9 protein-coding genes, 2 rRNA genes and 1 pseudogene (1 of these 12 running past the window's edge) are annotated in these 17238 nt (G+C 65.1%); 2 read left to right on the top strand and 10 right to left on the bottom strand.

Going from position 1 to position 17238, the window contains the following annotated elements; all coding sequences use genetic code 11:
• Positions 1-44: 44 nt before the first annotated feature.
• Positions 45-188 (top strand): annotated as a pseudogene (locus C3F42_RS13675) (cupin domain-containing protein); the annotation flags it as partial.
• A gap of 100 nt (positions 189-288) precedes the next feature.
• Here C3F42_RS13675 and mmsB read toward each other — a convergent pair.
• Positions 289-1179: a 3-hydroxyisobutyrate dehydrogenase gene (gene mmsB / locus C3F42_RS13680; RefSeq protein WP_038707314.1), complete on the bottom strand. Its 891-nt coding sequence runs from the start codon at positions 1177-1179 to the stop codon at positions 289-291.
• A gap of 10 nt (positions 1180-1189) precedes the next feature.
• A complete protein-coding gene (locus C3F42_RS13685; RefSeq protein WP_038707313.1) occupies positions 1190-2716 on the bottom strand; it encodes a CoA-acylating methylmalonate-semialdehyde dehydrogenase in 1527 nt (508 codons plus the stop codon).
• Between the two features lie 133 nt (positions 2717-2849).
• On the opposite strand from C3F42_RS13685, the gene C3F42_RS13690 reads away from it, so the two are divergent.
• Positions 2850-3800, top strand: coding sequence for a LysR family transcriptional regulator (locus tag C3F42_RS13690; RefSeq protein ID WP_031316500.1), 951 nt, complete (start codon positions 2850-2852; stop codon positions 3798-3800).
• 40 nt (positions 3801-3840) lie between these two features.
• Here C3F42_RS13690 and C3F42_RS13695 read toward each other — a convergent pair whose 3' ends face one another.
• From C3F42_RS13695 to C3F42_RS13730, 8 genes are all read right to left on the bottom strand, one after another.
• Complete coding sequence (locus C3F42_RS13695; RefSeq protein WP_231867455.1) at positions 3841-4341, bottom strand: OmpA family protein; 501 nt, start codon at positions 4339-4341, stop codon at positions 3841-3843.
• A gap of 3 nt (positions 4342-4344) precedes the next feature.
• Positions 4345-5616, bottom strand: coding sequence for a diguanylate cyclase domain-containing protein (locus C3F42_RS13700; RefSeq protein WP_023632751.1), 1272 nt, complete (start codon positions 5614-5616; stop codon positions 4345-4347).
• Positions 5613-6188 (bottom strand): YfiR family protein, encoded by a 576-nt coding sequence (locus C3F42_RS13705; protein WP_104444543.1) that lies wholly within the window; start codon positions 6186-6188, stop codon positions 5613-5615. Before C3F42_RS13705 ends, C3F42_RS13700 begins: the two co-directional genes overlap by 4 nt.
• 69 nt (positions 6189-6257) lie before the next feature.
• Positions 6258-8333, bottom strand: a complete 2076-nt coding sequence (recD, locus tag C3F42_RS13710) for an exodeoxyribonuclease V subunit alpha (protein ID WP_104444544.1) — start codon at positions 8331-8333, stop codon at positions 6258-6260.
• Entirely contained in the window at positions 8330-12001 is a 3672-nt protein-coding gene (gene recB, locus C3F42_RS13715) for an exodeoxyribonuclease V subunit beta (RefSeq protein ID WP_094010347.1), read from the bottom strand. The genes recD and recB overlap by 4 nt, the downstream gene beginning before the upstream one ends.
• The gene (gene recC / locus C3F42_RS13720) at positions 11998-15480 is read right to left on the bottom strand and encodes an exodeoxyribonuclease V subunit gamma (RefSeq protein WP_094010348.1); all 3483 of its coding nucleotides are present in this window, start codon (positions 15478-15480) and stop codon (positions 11998-12000) included. The genes recB and recC overlap by 4 nt, the downstream gene beginning before the upstream one ends.
• Before the next feature lie 155 nt (positions 15481-15635).
• Positions 15636-15751 (bottom strand): 5S ribosomal RNA (gene rrf / locus C3F42_RS13725).
• A gap of 133 nt (positions 15752-15884) precedes the next feature.
• Positions 15885-17238: ribosomal RNA gene (locus C3F42_RS13730) — 23S ribosomal RNA — on the bottom strand; it runs 1540 nt beyond the window's last position.

Here is a 17238-nt window from a genome sequence, read left to right on the forward strand (position 1 = left end):
AGAGAGGTAGGCCAAATTTTTTGGGACTATAGCTTGGGTTAACCTTCCTCGATGGCTACTGCATCGTCACCCCGGAAGGCGAGGAGCCGAAGCATCTGAAGGCGGGGGATGTGTTCGTGATCGAGCCGGGGATGAAAGGGACCTGGGAAGTGGTCGAGACGGTGCGCAAATACTTCGTGTTTGCCTGAAAGCTCGAAGCAAAAAAATCGCGGAGCACATGCCCCTCCCCCAAGGTGCGCAGTTACAAGGGGGAGGACCATACGATCCGCGATCAAGTCCACTCGCGGGTCAATCCTTCTTGCGGTACCCCTCGACGATCGCCGAGAAATCCTTGCCACCTTCGCCGCGCAGGCTCATGGCCTGGTAAAGTTGCTGGGCCACGGCACCCAGGATCACCGGCTGGTGCGCCTGGCGCGCGGCCTCGGTGGCCAGCCCCAGGTCCTTGAGCATCAGTTCGGCGCCGAAGCCGCCGGTATACCCCCGTGAAGCTGGGGCAGTCTCGATGATGCCTGGCCACGGGTTGTAGGTGTCCGAACTCCAGCAACGTCCGGTCGAGCTGTTGATGATCCCGGCCAGCACCTTGGTGTCGATGCCCAACGCATTGCCCAGGGCCATGGCCTCGGACACGCCGATCATCGAGATACCCAGCAGCAGGTTGTTGCAGATCTTGGCGATCTGCCCGGTGCCGACTTCGCCGCAATGCACGATATTGCGGCCCATCTGCTCCAGCACCGGCTTGAGCGTGGCGAACAGCTCGGCGCTGGCGCCGACCATGAAGGTCAGGGTGCCGGCCGCCGCGCCACCGGTGCCGCCAGAGACCGGCGCATCACCCATGTCGATGCCCTTGGCCGCGGCGGCCTTGGAGACCTCACGGGCGGTCTGCGGATCGATGGTGCTGCAGTCCACGGTCGGAGTGCCGGGGCGAATGCCGGCCAGCACGCCGGTTTCTTCATCCAGGTACACGCCACGCACATGAGCGGCGGCCGGCAGCATGGTGATCACCAGCTCGCTGTTGACGGCGGCGTCCTTCGGTGAGGTGCTGACCTGCCCGCCCAGCTCGGCGAGTTCGGCCAGCACGGTCTTGTTCAGGTCGAACAGGTTGAGCTGGTGCCCGGCCTTGATCAGGTTGCGGGCCATGGGCGCGCCCATGTTGCCCAGGCCGATGAATGCGATACGCATGACGAGCTCCTTAGCGCAGGCTGATGGTGGTGTTCACACCGTCATTGACGCTGTCATCGTCGAACCAGCGGGCGGTGACGGTCTTGGTCTGAGTGTAGAACTGCACCACCTGCTTGCCGTACGGGCCGAGGTCGCCAAGCTTGGAACCGCGCGAACCTGTGAAGCTGAAGAACGGCACCGGTACCGGAATCGGGATGTTGATGCCGACCTGGCCGATGTCGATCTCGCTCTGGAACTTGCGCGCCGCCGCGCCGCTCTGGGTGAACAGGCCGGTGCCGTTGCCGAACGGGTTGGCGTTGACCAGGGCGATGGCCTCGTCGAGGGTATCCACCTCCAAAGTCACCAGCACCGGGCCGAAGATTTCCTGGGTGTAGACCTGCATGTCGGTCTTCACCCCGGAGAACAGGGTCGGACCGACGAAGTTGCCTTGCTCGTAGCCCGGCACCTTCACGTCGCGGCCGTCCAGTTCGAGCTTGGCGCCCTCCTTGATACCGCTTTCGATCAGGCCCAGCACACGCTCCTTGGCGCGCTTGGAGACCACCGGGCCGACATCGGTGCCCGGCTCGTTGCCGGCATTGACCTTGAGCTTGCTCGCCGCGTCCTTGATATCCGGCAGCCATTCGCGGGCCTTGCCCACCAGCACCGCCACCGAGGTGGCCATGCAGCGCTGGCCGGCCGCGCCGAAGGCGGCGCCGACCAGGGCGTTGATGGTCTGGGTGCGGTTGGCGTCGGGCAGCACCACGGCGTGGTTCTTGGCACCCATCATCGACTGCACGCGCTTGCCGTGCTGGCTGCCCAGGTTGTAGACGTGGGTGCCGACTTCGGTCGAGCCGACGAACGAGATCGCCTTGATGTCCGGGTGGGTGCAGATGCCATCGACCACTTGCTTGCCGCCATGCACCACGTTGAGCACGCCGGCCGGCACGCCAGCCTCCAGCGCCAGCTCGACCAGCATCATGGTCGACAGCGGGTCCTGCTCGGACGGCTTGAGCACGAAGGTGTTGCCGCAGACGATGGCCATCGGGAACATCCACAGCGGGATCATCGCCGGGAAGTTGAACGGGGTGATGCCGGCGCACACGCCGATCGGCTGGCGCAGGGTGTAGGTGTCGACGCCGCCGGCGACGTTCTCGGCGAACTCGCCCATCTGCAGGGTGCCAATGGAGGCGGCGTGCTCGACCACTTCCAGGCCACGGAATATATCGCCCTCGGCATCGGCAATGGTCTTGCCCTGCTCGGCGCTGAGGGTCACGGCGATGCGCTTGCTGTGTTCGCGGATCAGCGCCTGCAGCTTGAGCATGATGCGCATGCGCGCGCCGATGGGAGTGTCGCGCCAGGTCTTGAAGGCGCGCTCGGCGGCGGCCACCGCGGCGTTCACTTCCTCGACGGTGGCGAACGGCACACGCGCCAGCACCTGCTGGGTGGCCGGGTTGACGATGTCGCGCCACTCGGTGGTTTTCGACTCGACCCATTGGCCGTCGATCAGCAGCTTGACCTGCTCGACCTTGGTCTGGTCGGGCGTCTGGGGTGCGTTCATCTGCGCTCTCCTTGGAATTATTGTCGGAACGAAGACGCCTACGCCGGCATGGACACGGGGTGGCGTACAGGGGCTGAGATCGAGTATAGATGTGCAAACATCCAACAAGAATGCACAAAAAAACCGGATCATCATGCAAAAAGACCTCACCTCCCTGAGCGCGCTGAACTGGGACGACCTCAAGTTCTTTCTTGAGGTAGCGCGCACCCGCAAGGCCAGCAGTGCGGCCAAGCGCCTGGCCGTGGACTACACCACGGTGTCGCGGCGCATCGGTTCACTGGAAGGGGCGCTGGGCACTTTGCTGTTCGAAAAATCGCGGACCAACGGCTTCGTCCTCACCGCCGAGGGCCAGCGTCTGCTGGGCTATGCCGAGTCGATCGAGAGCACCTTGCACATGGCTTGCGAGCAAGTCTCGGGCTCGGGCGTGGCATTGTCGGGGCATGTGCGCATGGGCTGCACCGAAGGCTTCGGCAGCTTCTTCGTCACCCCGCAGCTGAGCCACTTCGTCGATGCCTGGCCGGCGATCTCTGTGGACATCCTGCCGCTGCCGCACTTCATCAGCCTGTCCAAGCGCGAAGCCGATATCGTCATCGCCCTGGAGCGTCCGGAACATGGCCCTTACGTGTGCTGCAAGCTGTGCGACTACCGCCTGCGCCTGTATGCCACCCAGGATTACCTGGACAGCCATGAACCCATCCGCGAGATTGCCGACCTGGGGCGCCACCCGTTCATCAGCTACGTGGACGACCTGGCCTTCAGCTCGGAGCTACTGTATCTGGCCAACCTGATCCCCAACGCCAACGCGCACCTGCGCAGCACCAGCGTGATCGCCCAGTACACGGCGGCATTGCAGGGGCGTGGGCTGGCGATCCTGCCGTGCTTCCTGGCGGCGCAGGACCCACGGCTGGTGACGGTGCTGCCGGAGCAGATCGAGGTGACGCGGCAGTTCTGGATGTACTGCCGGGAGGACCTGCGCAAGTTGAAGCGGATCACCCTGCTGTGGGATTACATCCGTGAGGTGACCGAGGCCAATGCGCCGTTGTTGATGGGGGAGACGCGGGAGATGAAGTTCGCTCGGGATTGAGGGAAGGCATCATCGCGGGGCAAGCCCCGCGATGTCGGTATCACTCCGACCCCACCACGATCGACACCCGGCGGTTCTCCATGCGCCCTGCGGCGGTGCGGTTGTCCGCCACCGGCTGGCTGCTGCCCATGCCGCGGGTCTGGATGTTCTGCGGCTGCATGCCGATGCCGGCCAAGGCCTTGGCCACGCTCTGCGCGCGGCGCTCGGACAACTGCTGGTTGTAGGCGGCCTTGCCCGAGGCGTCGGCGTGACCGTCGATGCGCACGCGTTGGATATCCACCGACAGCAACGCCTTGCCGATGCGCTCGACGATCGATTCGCTCTGGCTGTTGAGGCTATCCAGGTCGCTGCCAAACAGCACCTTGCCGGACAGGTCGAACGCCCAGCCGTCATCGGTCGGGGCGAAGCCCTCGCGCTTGAGCACGGCGACCTGCTCGGGTGTCAGCCCCTTGGGCGGCACGCTCTGGCAGCCGGTGAGGGCGAACAGCGCCAGCAGCAGGGTGAATAACGGGAAACGCAGTACGGAAAAACGCTTGGTCACGGTTCAGCTCCTGTTCTTTGCATCGTTGGCACAGCGTTCCGTCTGTGCCACTTGCCAATGGCCGCGGCGATTGCGCTTGGCCTGGTACATCGCCGCATCGGCGGCATTGAGCAGACTGGCCGGGTCGCGGCCGTCGTCCGGGTAATAGGCGATACCGACACTCAGCGAGGTGGTCAGACTGGTACCATCCTCCAGTTGCACCGGCAGCTTCATGCTGTCGACGATTTTCTCGGCGATGCGCTTGGCATCCTCTCGCGAGTGCAGCGGCGTCAGCAGCACGGCGAACTCGTCACCGCCCAGGCGCGCCACCAGGTCATGCTCGCGCAGTTGCGCACGCACCCGACTAGCCACGCTGATCAGCACTTCGTCCCCCACCGCATGGCCGAGGCTGTCGTTGATCTGCTTGAAATGGTCGCTGTCCAGGAACAACAGGGCCAGATGATCTTGCGTGCGCGCTGCGTTGCGCAGGCTGCGACTCAGCCGCCCTTCGAAGAAGGCGCGGTTGGGCAGGCCGGTCAGGCTGTCATGGCTGGCCTGGTGGGCGAGGGTTTCGTTCTCGCTTTGCAGGTGGCTCTGCCACACCTCCAGCTCATCGAGCAGGGCATTGAAGTCGTTGCCCAGCTCGTTGAGCTCGGCGATCTGGGTTTCCGGCACGCGGCGGTCGAAACTGCGCTCGCGCCGCGCCGCATGGGCGACGCTGGCCAGGTTGCGCAGGGGCCGGATGATGTCGCTGAACAGGCGCCGTGAAAGATACAGCGCCAGCACCGCGCTGAGCACCGTGCACACCAGGATCCCGGCCAGGCCGCTGAGCAGGAAGCGCACCAGGCTGCCACCCTGCCCGGTCAACTCGATATGCCCGACGCGCTGGCCCATGTGTTGCACCGGCATGTTGATCGGCTCTTCCAGCAGTCCGCGCGCCACCTGGGTCTGCAACTGCGCCATCACGCCGGGCGTATCACGCTGCCAATGGGCGAGCAGTTCGCCGTCGTTGTCATAGACCTTGGCGTCGGCGACCTCCTCGGTGGAGGCGATCAATGCCAGCGCTTCGTTGGCCGCGGCACTGTCGTCGAACACCACGGCCGCCTCGACGGTGTAGTTGATGGAGCGGGCGATCAGGTGCAGGTTGTGATTGGCATAGACGCGCAACGCCGCCACGCCGAGCAGGGTCACCAGCACACCGGCCAGGCCCGCGGCGAGCAGCGCCACGCTCAGGTGACGACGGCCGAGCACAGCACGCAGGGTCGGCCGGCTGAAGCGCTTGGCTGAACGCTTCATGGCTGCCCTGCCCGCCGTCGCGACAGCTGCAGCACGCTGGGGTGGATGCGCACACCGCTGCGCGCCACCGAGTCGAGGTTGACGTCGAACGCCACCTGCTGGTCGCTGACCCGCAGGCAGAACAGGCTACCCACGGTGCACGGGTCATCGGCCTCGCTGATGCTCAGCAATGGGTGGCCATTGACCCGCTGGAACAACCGCTCACGTTCCAGCTTGTCGAGCTTGCCGATATAGATGGCATCACAGGCATTGGCCACGCTCCGGTCGTCGGCCAGCAGACGGCGCACCTGCAGGGGTTGCCCGGAGTTCTGCACATTGCCCTTGATCAGGTCGTCGGCGTACTCGGTAGGGCCGACCAGGCACAGGCGCAAGGGGTTGGGGTCGGCAGGCCAGCGTGCGTAGCTGAGGATCCCCAGTACCACCTGGGTCACGGCCTTGGCCCGTTGCTGCGCCTGCGCATCCGACGCGGCAGTGCCCGCCCAGGCGGGAGCGCCGGTCGACAACAGCGTGGCCATCAGCAGCGAGAGCGCACAACCCGTCACTCGTCTCAAGACCGAGACAGCCACAGTCATGGGGGAAAATCTCACAAAATGTTTGCGGATAATGCCGCAACGATAGCATATCGGCGGCGAACTCCAGAGTCAGACTTGCTCCAGCATCAGCCCCGAGACTCGCCTGACCTTGCGCTCCACCGCTTCCTCGAACACCCGGGCGCGCGGCTCGATCAGGCTGAAGCAATGCTTGGCGCGGGTGATGCCGGTGTACACCAGCTCCTTGGTCAGCACCGGGTTCAAGGCATCGGGCAGCACCAGCGCGGTATGGCTGAATTCCGAGCCCTGGGACTTGTGCACGGTCATGGCGAACACGGTTTCCACTTCGCTGAGCCGGCTGGGCAGGACGAAGCGCACCCCGCCGCTGCCATCGTTGCGCGGGAAGGCCACGCGCAGCAACGCCTCGCCCTGCTCGTCCGGCAGGCGCAGGGCAATGCCGATATCACCGTTCATCAGGCCGAGGCCGTAGTCATTGCGGGTGACCAGTACCGGGCGGCCCTCGTACCAGGGTTGCTGGCTATCGATCAGTCCGGCATTGTGCAGCACCCGGGCCACGCGTTCGTTCAGGCCTTCGACACCCCAGGCGCCCCTGCGCACGGCGCAAAGCAGCTGGAAGGCTTCGAAGCTCTGCAGTACCTCGGCGGCCCAACGCTCCCAGCGCGGATCGTCGCCCGGCGTGCCAGGCGGCGGGCGCAAGCGGCCGATGGTGCGCAGGTAGCCACGGTAACCCTGCGGCCCTTCGCCGCCCTGGCCAAGGCCGTCGAGCAACAGGCGATCGAAGCGCTTGTCGTGTTCGCCGCCCAGGGTCAGGCAATGAACGTCCGCAGGTCGGGTCGCCAGCAGCGCCCGCGCCTCCAGCGCCTGCTGGCGATTGACCAGGCGCGCCAATTGGCCGATGCCGCTGCCTTCGCCGAAACGCCGCGAATGACGCAGCATCACGATCTGCTGGGCCAGCGGATTGCGCTGCCCATCGCCCGGTTTCAGGCCAATGCCCGCCAGCGACTGCCCGCCCACCTGCTCAAGCCAGGCCAGGGTCTGGGGCCAGTAGCAGCCTTCCTCGGCGTCGCGACACAGGTCGCCCAGCACCGCCCCGGCTTCCACCGAGGCCAGTTGGTCCTTGTCGCCCAGCAGCACCAGCCGGGCGGTGGACGGCAGGGCATCGAGCAGGTTGGCCATCATCTCCAGGTCGATCATCGAGGCTTCATCGATCACCAGCACGTCCAGCGGCAACGGGTTGCCGGCATGATGGCGGAAATGCCGAGAGCCTGGGCGGCTGCCCAGCAGGCGGTGCACGGTGCTGACCTCGGTGGGGATCTGCGCCCGTACCTCAACGTCCACCTGCAGGCGCTCGACCTGCTGGCCGATGGACTCGGTCAGGCGCGCCGCGGCCTTGCCGGTCGGTGCCGCCAGGCGGATACGCAGCGGTCGGCCTTGCTCGACCGCCGGCCCCTGCAACAACGCCAGCAGGCGCACCACGGTGGTGGTCTTGCCGGTGCCGGGGCCGCCGGTGATCACACTGAAACCCGCTCGGGTGGCCAGGGCGCATGCCAGCTTCTGCCAGTCCACCTCGCCGGCCGCCGAGCCGCCGTCGAACAGCTGCGCCAGGCGCTGGGCCAGATCGGCGGGCTGAGGCTGACGGCGTGCCAGGCGCTCATGCAGGGCGCCGTCGATCCGCCGCTCGTAAGCCCAGTAGCGGCGCAGGTACAAACGCTCGGCGCTGAGCACCAGTGGCCGGGCGCGCTGTTCGACGCTATCGCCCGCCGCGACCAGCGAGCTCTCGGCGATCCGTTGCAGCCAAGTACCCAGGTCAAGGCTGGCCAGCAGTTGCGAAGGCAGCAGCAGCGGCCCGGCCAGGGCATCGCCTTCCGGAGGCAGCGACAGGGCGAAGTCTGGTTCCGCGAGAGTCTGGCGCAGGTCCAGACAGACATGCCCATGCCCCAGCTGGTGGCTGGCCAGCGCCGCGGCCAGCAGCACCAACGGGTCACTGCCTGGCGCCCGTTCCTCGAGAAAACTCACGAAGGCCCGATCCAGGGCACGCAACCACCCGCGCTCGACCCAGCGATCGAGCAACGCCAGCAGGTCGTGGCTGGCGCTCAGCGGCGCCAGGGCGCTCAGATGCTCCGCCTGCAATGGCGTGGGCAGCAGGTCATCGAGGTTGCGGCTCATGGCGCGGCTCCGGCAAACAGGTCCTGTTGTTCAGGTTCTTGCTCACCCCGGAACATCGCGTCGAGCTGCTCGATCAGCGCCCGGGGTGGCCGCGCATGATACAGCCCGTGGCCTGCCGACGTGACGCCGCGCAGGAAGATGAACACCGCGCCACCGACATGCCGATCGTAGTCGTAGTCAGGCAGGCGGGCGCGCAACTGGCGATGCAGGGCCAGCAGGTAGAGCACGTACTGCAGGTCGTAGCGATGTTCGAGGATCGCCTGCTCCATTGCCAGGGCGCCATAGGCTTCGGCATCGGGGCCAAGCCAGTTGGACTTGTAGTCGGCCACGTAGTAGCGCCCATCGAGCTCGAACGCCAGGTCGATGAAGCCCTTGAACATGCCATTGAGCAAGGTCGGCTGCGCGGCCGGGCGCGCCGCGCCGGCATGGGTATGGCGCGCCACCTGGTAGTCGAGGCGCAGGGCGTCGACCTGGTGGCTGGCGAACCAGAACTCCATTTCGATCTGGTAGTGGTTCAGTTGCGCCAGGGTAAGGGTGGCCCCCTGCAGCGGCATGGGTTGCAGCAGCAATTGCTGCAGCCACTGCGTCAGCGTGGGGATCCAGCCGGTCCAGTCGCGTCGATTGCAGCGCCGCCCCACGGTGCGCTCGATCACCTCGGCCTGGCTGCTGATCTCGGCGAAACCTTCGCGACCCGCCCATTCGAGCAGGCCATGGAGGAAGGTCCCCGGGTTCGGCCCACGGGGGAAGCGGTGGATATCGCCCGCCTCGGCCGGGACCTCGCGCAGCAGCTGGCTGTCCAGCACCTCGTCGTCCAGCAGTTGCTGGGCCTGGGAGCTGTCGGCGATCAGCGTCTGGTCGCCCACCCGCAGGGCACTGTAGGAGGCAATCCACCAGTGTTCCGCGGCGGCGCGCCGTGGCTTGCGCGGCGGCAGGAGTTCGCGCTGGCTGTCCGGCGTGCGATAGCTCTGTGTCTGTACTTCGGGCAGCGCCCCCCGGCTGATGGCCGGGTTGCTCGCTGCCAGTGCCTGGAGCCACTCGCCCAGCTGGCTGGAGGCAGGCAATGGCAGCCCGCCGCCGAGCAGGTAACCCAGTGCCGAACGGTGCAGTTGCGAGCTGCGCTGGGTGCCGCGCTTGAGGTCGGCGACGCCCAGCCAGCAGGCGTATTGGGCGCGGGTCAGGGCGACGTAGAGCAGGCGCAGGTCCTCGGCCAGGCGCTCGTCGTCGGCGCGCTCGATCTGCTCGGCATTCGGCGTCAGAGTCAGGTGCGCCACGCCTTGCTCATCGTGCCAGCCCAGGGGCAGACGCTGGCCATCCACCGGTTTGCTGGTGCAGATGAACGGCAGGTACACCAGCGGGTATTCCAGGCCCTTGGACTTGTGGATGGTCACCACCTTGACCAGTTGTTCGTCGCTTTCCAGGCGCAGGATCTGCTCCTCGCCCGCTTGCCCGGCGTTGGCCAGGTGCTCGGTGAGGTGGCGGATCAGCGCTTGCTCGCCATCCAGTTCGCCCGCCGCCTGCTGCAACAGCTCGGCCAGGTGCAGCAGGTTGGTCAGCACGCGTTCGCCGTCACTGCGGCCCATCAACGCGCGGGGCAGCTGGAAGTCATGCAGCAGGCGGCGCAGCATCGGCAGCACGCCCTGGCGTTGCCAGATGTCGCGGTAGCGGCGAAAACGCATCACCCAGCCCTCCCAGACCCGTTCGTCCTGGTTCAGGCGCTCCAGTTCGACCAGCGGCAGGTCGAGGGTCAGGCTGGCCAGGGCGGCCTTGAGCAGGCGCTCCGAGTCCGGTTCGGCGCAGGCCTTGAGCCAGGCCAGCAGGTCGTGGGCTTCCTGGGCGGCGAACACCGAGTCCTTGTCCGACAGGTACACGCTGCGCACATCGCGGGCGGCCAGCTCGGCGCGGATCAGCTGGGCCTCGCGGCCGTCGCGCACCAGGATGGCGATATCGGAGGGCAGGCAGGGGCGCAGCTTGCCAGCGGCGTCGGCGAAACCACTGATGCCTTGCTGCCCGCCATTGAGCAGCTCGACGATATGGCTCGCGCAACTGGCCGCCAGCTGCTGGCGATACAAGGTACTGGATACCGGCTCATCGCTATCCAGCTGCCAGCAACAGAGGGCCGCGCTCGGCTGCCCGGCCACCAGCAATTGCTCGCCACGGCCCTTGGCGCGTACTTCGACGAAGGGCAGCGGGTTGTCGCCATGGGCCCGGAACAGGAATGCCCCACGGCCCTCGGCACGCTCCTCGGCCTGGAGGAATACCCGGTTCACCGCCGCGACCATGGCTTGGCTCGAGCGGTAGTTGGTGTCCAGGCTGTGCAGGCGCCCGGCGGTGGCGCGGCGCGCGGCCAGGTAAGTGAAGATGTCGGCGCCGCGGAAGGCGTAGATCGCCTGCTTGGGGTCGCCGATCATGAACAGGCCGGTGTCCGGATTGTTCTCGCTGATACGGTAGATACGTTCAAAGATGCCGTACTGGACGGGGTCGGTGTCCTGGAACTCGTCGATCAACGCGACCGGGAACTGCTCGCGGATCAACGCGGCCAGGCGCTCGCCGGCATCGCTGCCCAGAGCATGCTCAAGGCGCAGCAGCATGTCGTCGAAGCCCATTTCGGCGCGTCGACGCTTCTCCACCTCGAAGCGCGCCGAAACCCAGGCGGCGGCATGCTCCAGCAGGCGCGCATCGGGGCTGGCCAGCCCCTGCAACTGTTCACGCAGGGCCGCCATGGCGTGCAGCGCCGGGTGCTGCGGTGGCTCGCCGGCCTTCCACGCCTCGGCCATGCCCGCCGGGGTCAGCCGGGTAAAACCGGTCCCCAGGTCCAGCTCCATGGCCTGCTCATCACCGGCCCAGGCGCGCAGCTTGTCGAACCAGGGCTCGAAGTAGCGTGCCTGCAACTTGCGCCCATCCGCCTGCTTGGCCGCCACGGCATCGCGGCAGATCTGCTGCAGCTCGTCGGCCCAGGCGGCCCAAGGGGCCTTGAGCTGGGCCAGTTGCTCGGTGCGCTGGCGCAGGGTCGCCTCGATCAAGGCTTGCGGCTCCTGATCGTCCGTCTGGCCTCGGACGCGGCCGAACAATGGCCTGATCCTTGGCAACAAAGCATCGGGGCTGCCCCAGTTGCCGCGCACCCAGGCCAGCGACTCGCCACGCATGCCGTAGCAGAAGCGCCGCCAGTAGTCGCGCATGACCTGGCCCAGCAACTCGCTGTGATCGGTTTCCAGGCTCTGGGTGAACAGGCTGCCACTGTCGAACGCATGCTCACGCAACATGCGCTGGCACCAGCCGTGGATGGTCGATACCGCCGCTTCGTCCATCCATTGCACGGCGATTTCCAGGCGGTTGGCACAGCGTGGCCAGTGCGCCTGTGGATAATCCTCGCGCAACAGGTGCAGCAAGGGGTCGGCATCCTCGAGTTCGCCGCGGAAAAAGCGCGCCGCTTCAGCCAGGCGCGCACGGATACGCTCACGCAGTTCCTTGGTTGCCGCATCGGTGAAGGTCACCACCAGGATCTGCGGCGGCAGCAGCTCGCGGGCAAAGCCCTGCTCGCCGCCATGCCCAAGGATCAGGCGCAGGTACAGGGCCGAGATAGTGAAGGTCTTGCCGGTGCCGGCGCTGGCCTCGATCAGTTGGCTGCCGTGCAAAGGAAAGCTCAGCGCCAGGGGGCGGGCTTGGGTCATTGGGCGCTCTCCGGGTTGCCCAGGGTTTGCCAGGGCGCCGCGAACAAGGGGCGATACAGGGTTTCGCACCAACCCTCGAAGGTTTCCTCGAGGGCCAGTGCGGCGAAGTCACGGTATTGACGGGCCAGGGCCAGGCTCTCGCTGCGCTCGCCAAAGCTGTTCTGGCCGTCACCTTCGTAGGCCCGGGCTGCTGCAGCCAGCGCCTTGTCCGGATCCTCCTGGGCCAGCCAGGCGAAGGCAGTCTTGGCCGCGACGGGCAAGGGCGCGTTCATTCCCGCCTGGCGTGCCACCAGCAACTCGCCCAGGCGCTGCGTCGCATCGGCTTGCGGCAGCGGTGCCAACAGCAAGGTCAGGTCGCTGGCCACCAACGCGCTGTGCAGCGGATAGCCCGAGGCGCAGGCGGCAAGGTGCATGACCCAGGCCGGAATCAGGCGATGCCATTTCAGGCTGTTACGCCCGGCACTGAGGGTATTGGGCACAGTGGCGATGCTCAGCAGGCTTTGGTCTTCGCCCTGGTACACACGGCCGAGCCAGCCTTCCAGGCGCTGCGCGCCCTGTTCGAAGTGAATCGGCAGGGCACCCTCGACCAGCGTCGGCCAGCGCTGCAGCAATTGTCGATGGCGTTGCAGCAAGTCCGGCAGCGGCTGGATCAGCTCCGCCTGCAAGGCCTCACCGAACCCGGCCAACGGTAGCAGCCCACAGGCCTGCAGCCTCCGGGCCTGGGCTTGCAGGGCTCGCTCGGCGTTGTCGGGGTCGGCCAGCGCGGCGCCAAGCAGGCTTTCACTCAGGCCATAGCGCTGCAGGGCATCGAGGACAAAGGGTTCTTCGTCCGGCGTCGGCGCTTCCAACGTTTCGAAGAACACTTTCAGGCGCTGGCTGAAAAAATGCCGTACCGGGTGGCGCAGGAAATCCTGAAGCTGCACCAGGTTCAGCGGTTCATCGCTGACGTAGGGCGACAGCCCGATAGCGGCGGTCGCTGCGCCGTCCTCGGCCTGATGCAAGGCCAGCCACTCATGGGCAAAGCTGAACAGCGGGCTGCCTTTCTGGAAATAGCGCTGGCTGAACGGCTGCAGCGGATGCTCCTGGGTCAACGCATGCAGCAACTGCTGTCCAGCGTCATCGCGCAACCCGGCCTTGGCCCCGGCGAGCTGCCAGCCGGCAGCCAGGTGATCGCGCAGTTGTCCGATCAGCACCGAGGCCGGACGCTCGCTGTTGTCGCGGATACTGCGCCCGACCCAGCTGACATAGAGCTGGTCACGTGCCGACAGCAGGGCTTCGAGCAACAGGTAACGGTCATCCTCCCGTCGGGAGCGGTCGCCCGGGCGATAGTCGCTGGCCATCAGGTCGAAGTCCAGGGGCGGCTGGGCGCGAGGATAGTCACCATCGTTCATGCCCAGCAGGCAGACAACGCGGAACGGGATGGCGCGCATGGGCATCAGGGTGCAGAAGTTCACGGAACCGGCAAGGAAGCGTTGCGACAACTTGCCCTGGTCCAACCCCGACAGCCAGGCCTCGCGCACCACCGTTAGCGGCAGCAGGTCCTGGAGGCCAACCGCCTCGCAAGTCTCCAGCCAGGCGTCGCGCAGGTCCTGCAGTTGCACCAGGAGCAGCTCGTCGTGTTCGTTCTCGGCCAGGAAGAAGATCTGCAGCAGGGCGTGCAGCCGTGCGCCCCAGTCTGGCGCCGAGGCCGGCTGGGTCAGGGCCTGGCAAGCGACCTCCAGGGCATCGAGCAAGGCCACCAGCGGCCCGATCAAAGCGGCATCGAGGCCGCCAATTTCATCATAAGGCTCGATGCCATCACAGCCTTCGCCCACCCCGACCGCGTACCCCAGCAACATCCGGCGCAGGCCGAACCGCCAGCTGTTCTGCTCCAGCCCTTCCGGCAGCCCCAGGCTGGCGCGCTGTTCGGCACTTAGCCCCCAGCGGATGCCCGCCCCTTCGATCCAGCGATGCAGCGTCGGCAGGTCGCCTTCCTGAATGGCGAAACGGGCGCGCACGGCCGGTACGTCCAGCAGGTCGAGCACTTCACTGACGGCAAAGCGGCTGTCAGGCAGCTTGAGCAGATGCTCCAGGGCAATGAGCAGTGGGTCGCGACCACGCTGGCCCTGGTCGGTCAGGGTGAAGGGGATAAAGCGCGGGTCGTTGCGATCGAGCTGGCCGAACACTGCACGGATGTGCGGCGCGTAGGTGTCGATGGCCGGCAGCATGACGATGACGTCGCGGGGGCGCAGCGTCGGGTCGGCGCTGAAGCGGGCGAGTAACTGGTCGTGGAGGATCTCGACTTCGCGCTGCGGGCTATGGGCCAGGTGGAAGCGCACGGAGCGGTCCTTGGCCGGATCGACTGCTGGCCATTGCGTACGCGTCTCGGCCAAAGGCCGCAGCTCGAGGATATCGTCCTGCAGCTGGTTGAGCAGGGTCTCGGGTTGGGCGTCACTGAACAGGTCGATACGGCCTTCGCTGAAGACATTCTGGTAGCTGCCAGGGTCGTCATAGCTGTCGAGCAGGTTGATATAGTCGCGCCCCTGCTTGCCCCAGGCCGCCAACAGCGGATGGGCATGCTGATGCAGCAGCTCGTCGTCCAGCTGCAAAGGCATGCCCTGCTTGCGTTGCTGGCGTTTGTACTGGTGCCGCAGCAGGTCTTTGTCGGCGACGATATCGCCCCAGTGGTGACGACAGGGGTTGTGCACGCACAGCAGCACCTGGCTGAAACGGGCAAGGCCTGCCAAGGCTTCCAGGATCTGTGCCGGCAGCGAGGAAATGCCAAACACGATCAACCGCGCGGGCAGCCCTGGGGGCGCCTGCTCCAGGCTGTTGATCCGCTCGATGAAGCGCTGGTGCACACCAGCTCGGCTCTGGGCCATGCCCTCCGCGCCCACGTCCTCGAGCAGGAGCCGCCACAGCTCGGCCTGCCAGCGATTGCCAGCAGCCAACGGCTTGCGCTCGCCACGGGCGGTATTGAGTACGTGGGCACCATCTGCCCAGTCCTTCAACCAGTCGGCGCGGTAGACCTGGTACTGGTCGAACAGGTCGGCGAGCCGTTCGGCCAGCTGGTAGCGCTTGCGCAGGTCGCTGTCGTCGGTGAGGAAGCGGCGCAGTGGTTCGAAGTGCGGGCGTTCGATCACTTCCGGGAGCAGGCGCATCAGGCGCCAGGTCAGGGGGGCCTTGTCGAGCAGCGAAACCTCGGGGATTTCATCACGGCCCAACACTCGGCGGTACAGCTGCCACATGAAGCTGCCCGGGAGCTGCACATCAATGGCAGCGGCGATGCCGCAACCGCCCTGATCGTCGTCTTGCGGGTCTTCGGCCAGGGCCAGTTTCAGCCATTGGGCGATACCGTTGCTCTGTACCAGCGCAATCTCGTTCTCCAGCGGCGCCAGGGGGTAGCGGCGCATCACGCTCACCACCAGATTGCGCAGCTCGTCCAGGCGATTGCCCTGGACGATCATGAAACCTGGGTGGAGTGAGGTGGTCTGCGGCATAGGAGCTCTCGGGAATGCGGTTGATGCTGACGGGAAACCTTATCACGGAGACAGCAGGCGGGGGCTCGCGATGCTGCCCGGTCAGGCCATGAGTTTTCCGGGCACAAAGACAAAACCCCTACCTGCTCGCGCAGATAGGGGTTTTGCGAAATGAATCTTGACGATGACCTACTCTCACATGGGGAAACCCCACACTACCATCGGCGATGCATCGTTTCACTGCTGAGTTCGGGATGGGATCAGGTGGTTCCAATGCTCTATGGTCGTCAAGAAATTCGGTTGCCAGTACGTCCTTGCAGACATGCCAGCCAATTCGGATATGTGATCTTGTGGTTCGTCGCGAACTTTCGGTTCGTTTCGTCTTCACCACCGCAATCTGCGTGAGCAAATTGCTTGGGTGTTATATGGTCAAGCCTCACGGGCAATTAGTATTGGTTAGCTCAACGCCTCACAGCGCTTACACACCCAACCTATCAACGTCGTAGTCTTCGACGGCCCTTCAGGGAGCTCAAGGCTCCAGTGAGATCTCATCTTGAGGCAAGTTTCCCGCTTAGATGCTTTCAGCGGTTATCTCTTCCGAACATAGCTACCCGGCAATGCCACTGGCGTGACAACCGGAACACCAGAGGTTCGTCCACTCCGGTCCTCTCGTACTAGGAGCAGCCCCTCTCAAATCTCAAACGTCCACGGCAGATAGGGACCGAACTGTCTCACGACGTTCTAAACCCAGCTCGCGTACCACTTTAAATGGCGAACAGCCATACCCTTGGGACCGGCTTCAGCCCCAGGATGTGATGAGCCGACATCGAGGTGCCAAACACCGCCGTCGATATGAACTCTTGGGCGGTATCAGCCTGTTATCCCCGGAGTACCTTTTATCCGTTGAGCGATGGCCCTTCCATACAGAACCACCGGATCACTAAGACCTACTTTCGTACCTGCTCGACGTGTGTGTCTCGCAGTCAAGCGCGCTTTTGCCTTTATACTCTACGACCGATTTCCGACCGGTCTGAGCGCACCTTCGTACTCCTCCGTTACTCTTTGGGAGGAGACCGCCCCAGTCAAACTACCCACCATACACTGTCCTCGATCCGGATAACGGACCTGAGTTAGAACCTCAAGGTTGCCAGGGTGGTATTTCAAGGATGGCTCCATGAGAACTGGCGTCCCCACTTCAAAGCCTCCCACCTATCCTACACAAGCAAGCTCAAAGTCCAGTGCAAAGCTATAGTAAAGGTTCACGGGGTCTTTCCGTCTAGCCGCGGATACACTGCATCTTCACAGCGATTTCAATTTCACTGAGTCTCGGGTGGAGACAGCGCCGCCATCGTTACGCCATTCGTGCAGGTCGGAACTTACCCGACAAGGAATTTCGCTACCTTAGGACCGTTATAGTTACGGCCGCCGTTTACCGGGGCTTCGATCAAGAGCTTCGCTTGCGCTAACCCCATCAATTAACCTTCCGGCACCGGGCAGGCGTCACACCCTATACGTCCACTTTCGTGTTTGCAGAGTGCTGTGTTTTTAATAAACAGTCGCAGCGGCCTGGTATCTTCGACCGGCGTGGGCTTACGCAGCAAGTGCTTCACCCTCACCGGCGCACCTTCTCCCGAAGTTACGGTGCCATTTTGCCTAGTTCCTTCACCCGAGTTCTCTCAAGCGCCTTGGTATTCTCTACCTAACCACCTGTGTCGGTTTGGGGTACGGTTCCCAGTTATCTGAAGCTTAGGAGCTTTTCTTGGAAGCATGGCATCAACC

It is taken from the genome of Pseudomonas sp. PONIH3 (genome assembly GCF_002934345.1).
Taxonomy (GTDB): Bacteria; Pseudomonadota; Gammaproteobacteria; order Pseudomonadales; family Pseudomonadaceae; genus Aquipseudomonas; species Aquipseudomonas soli.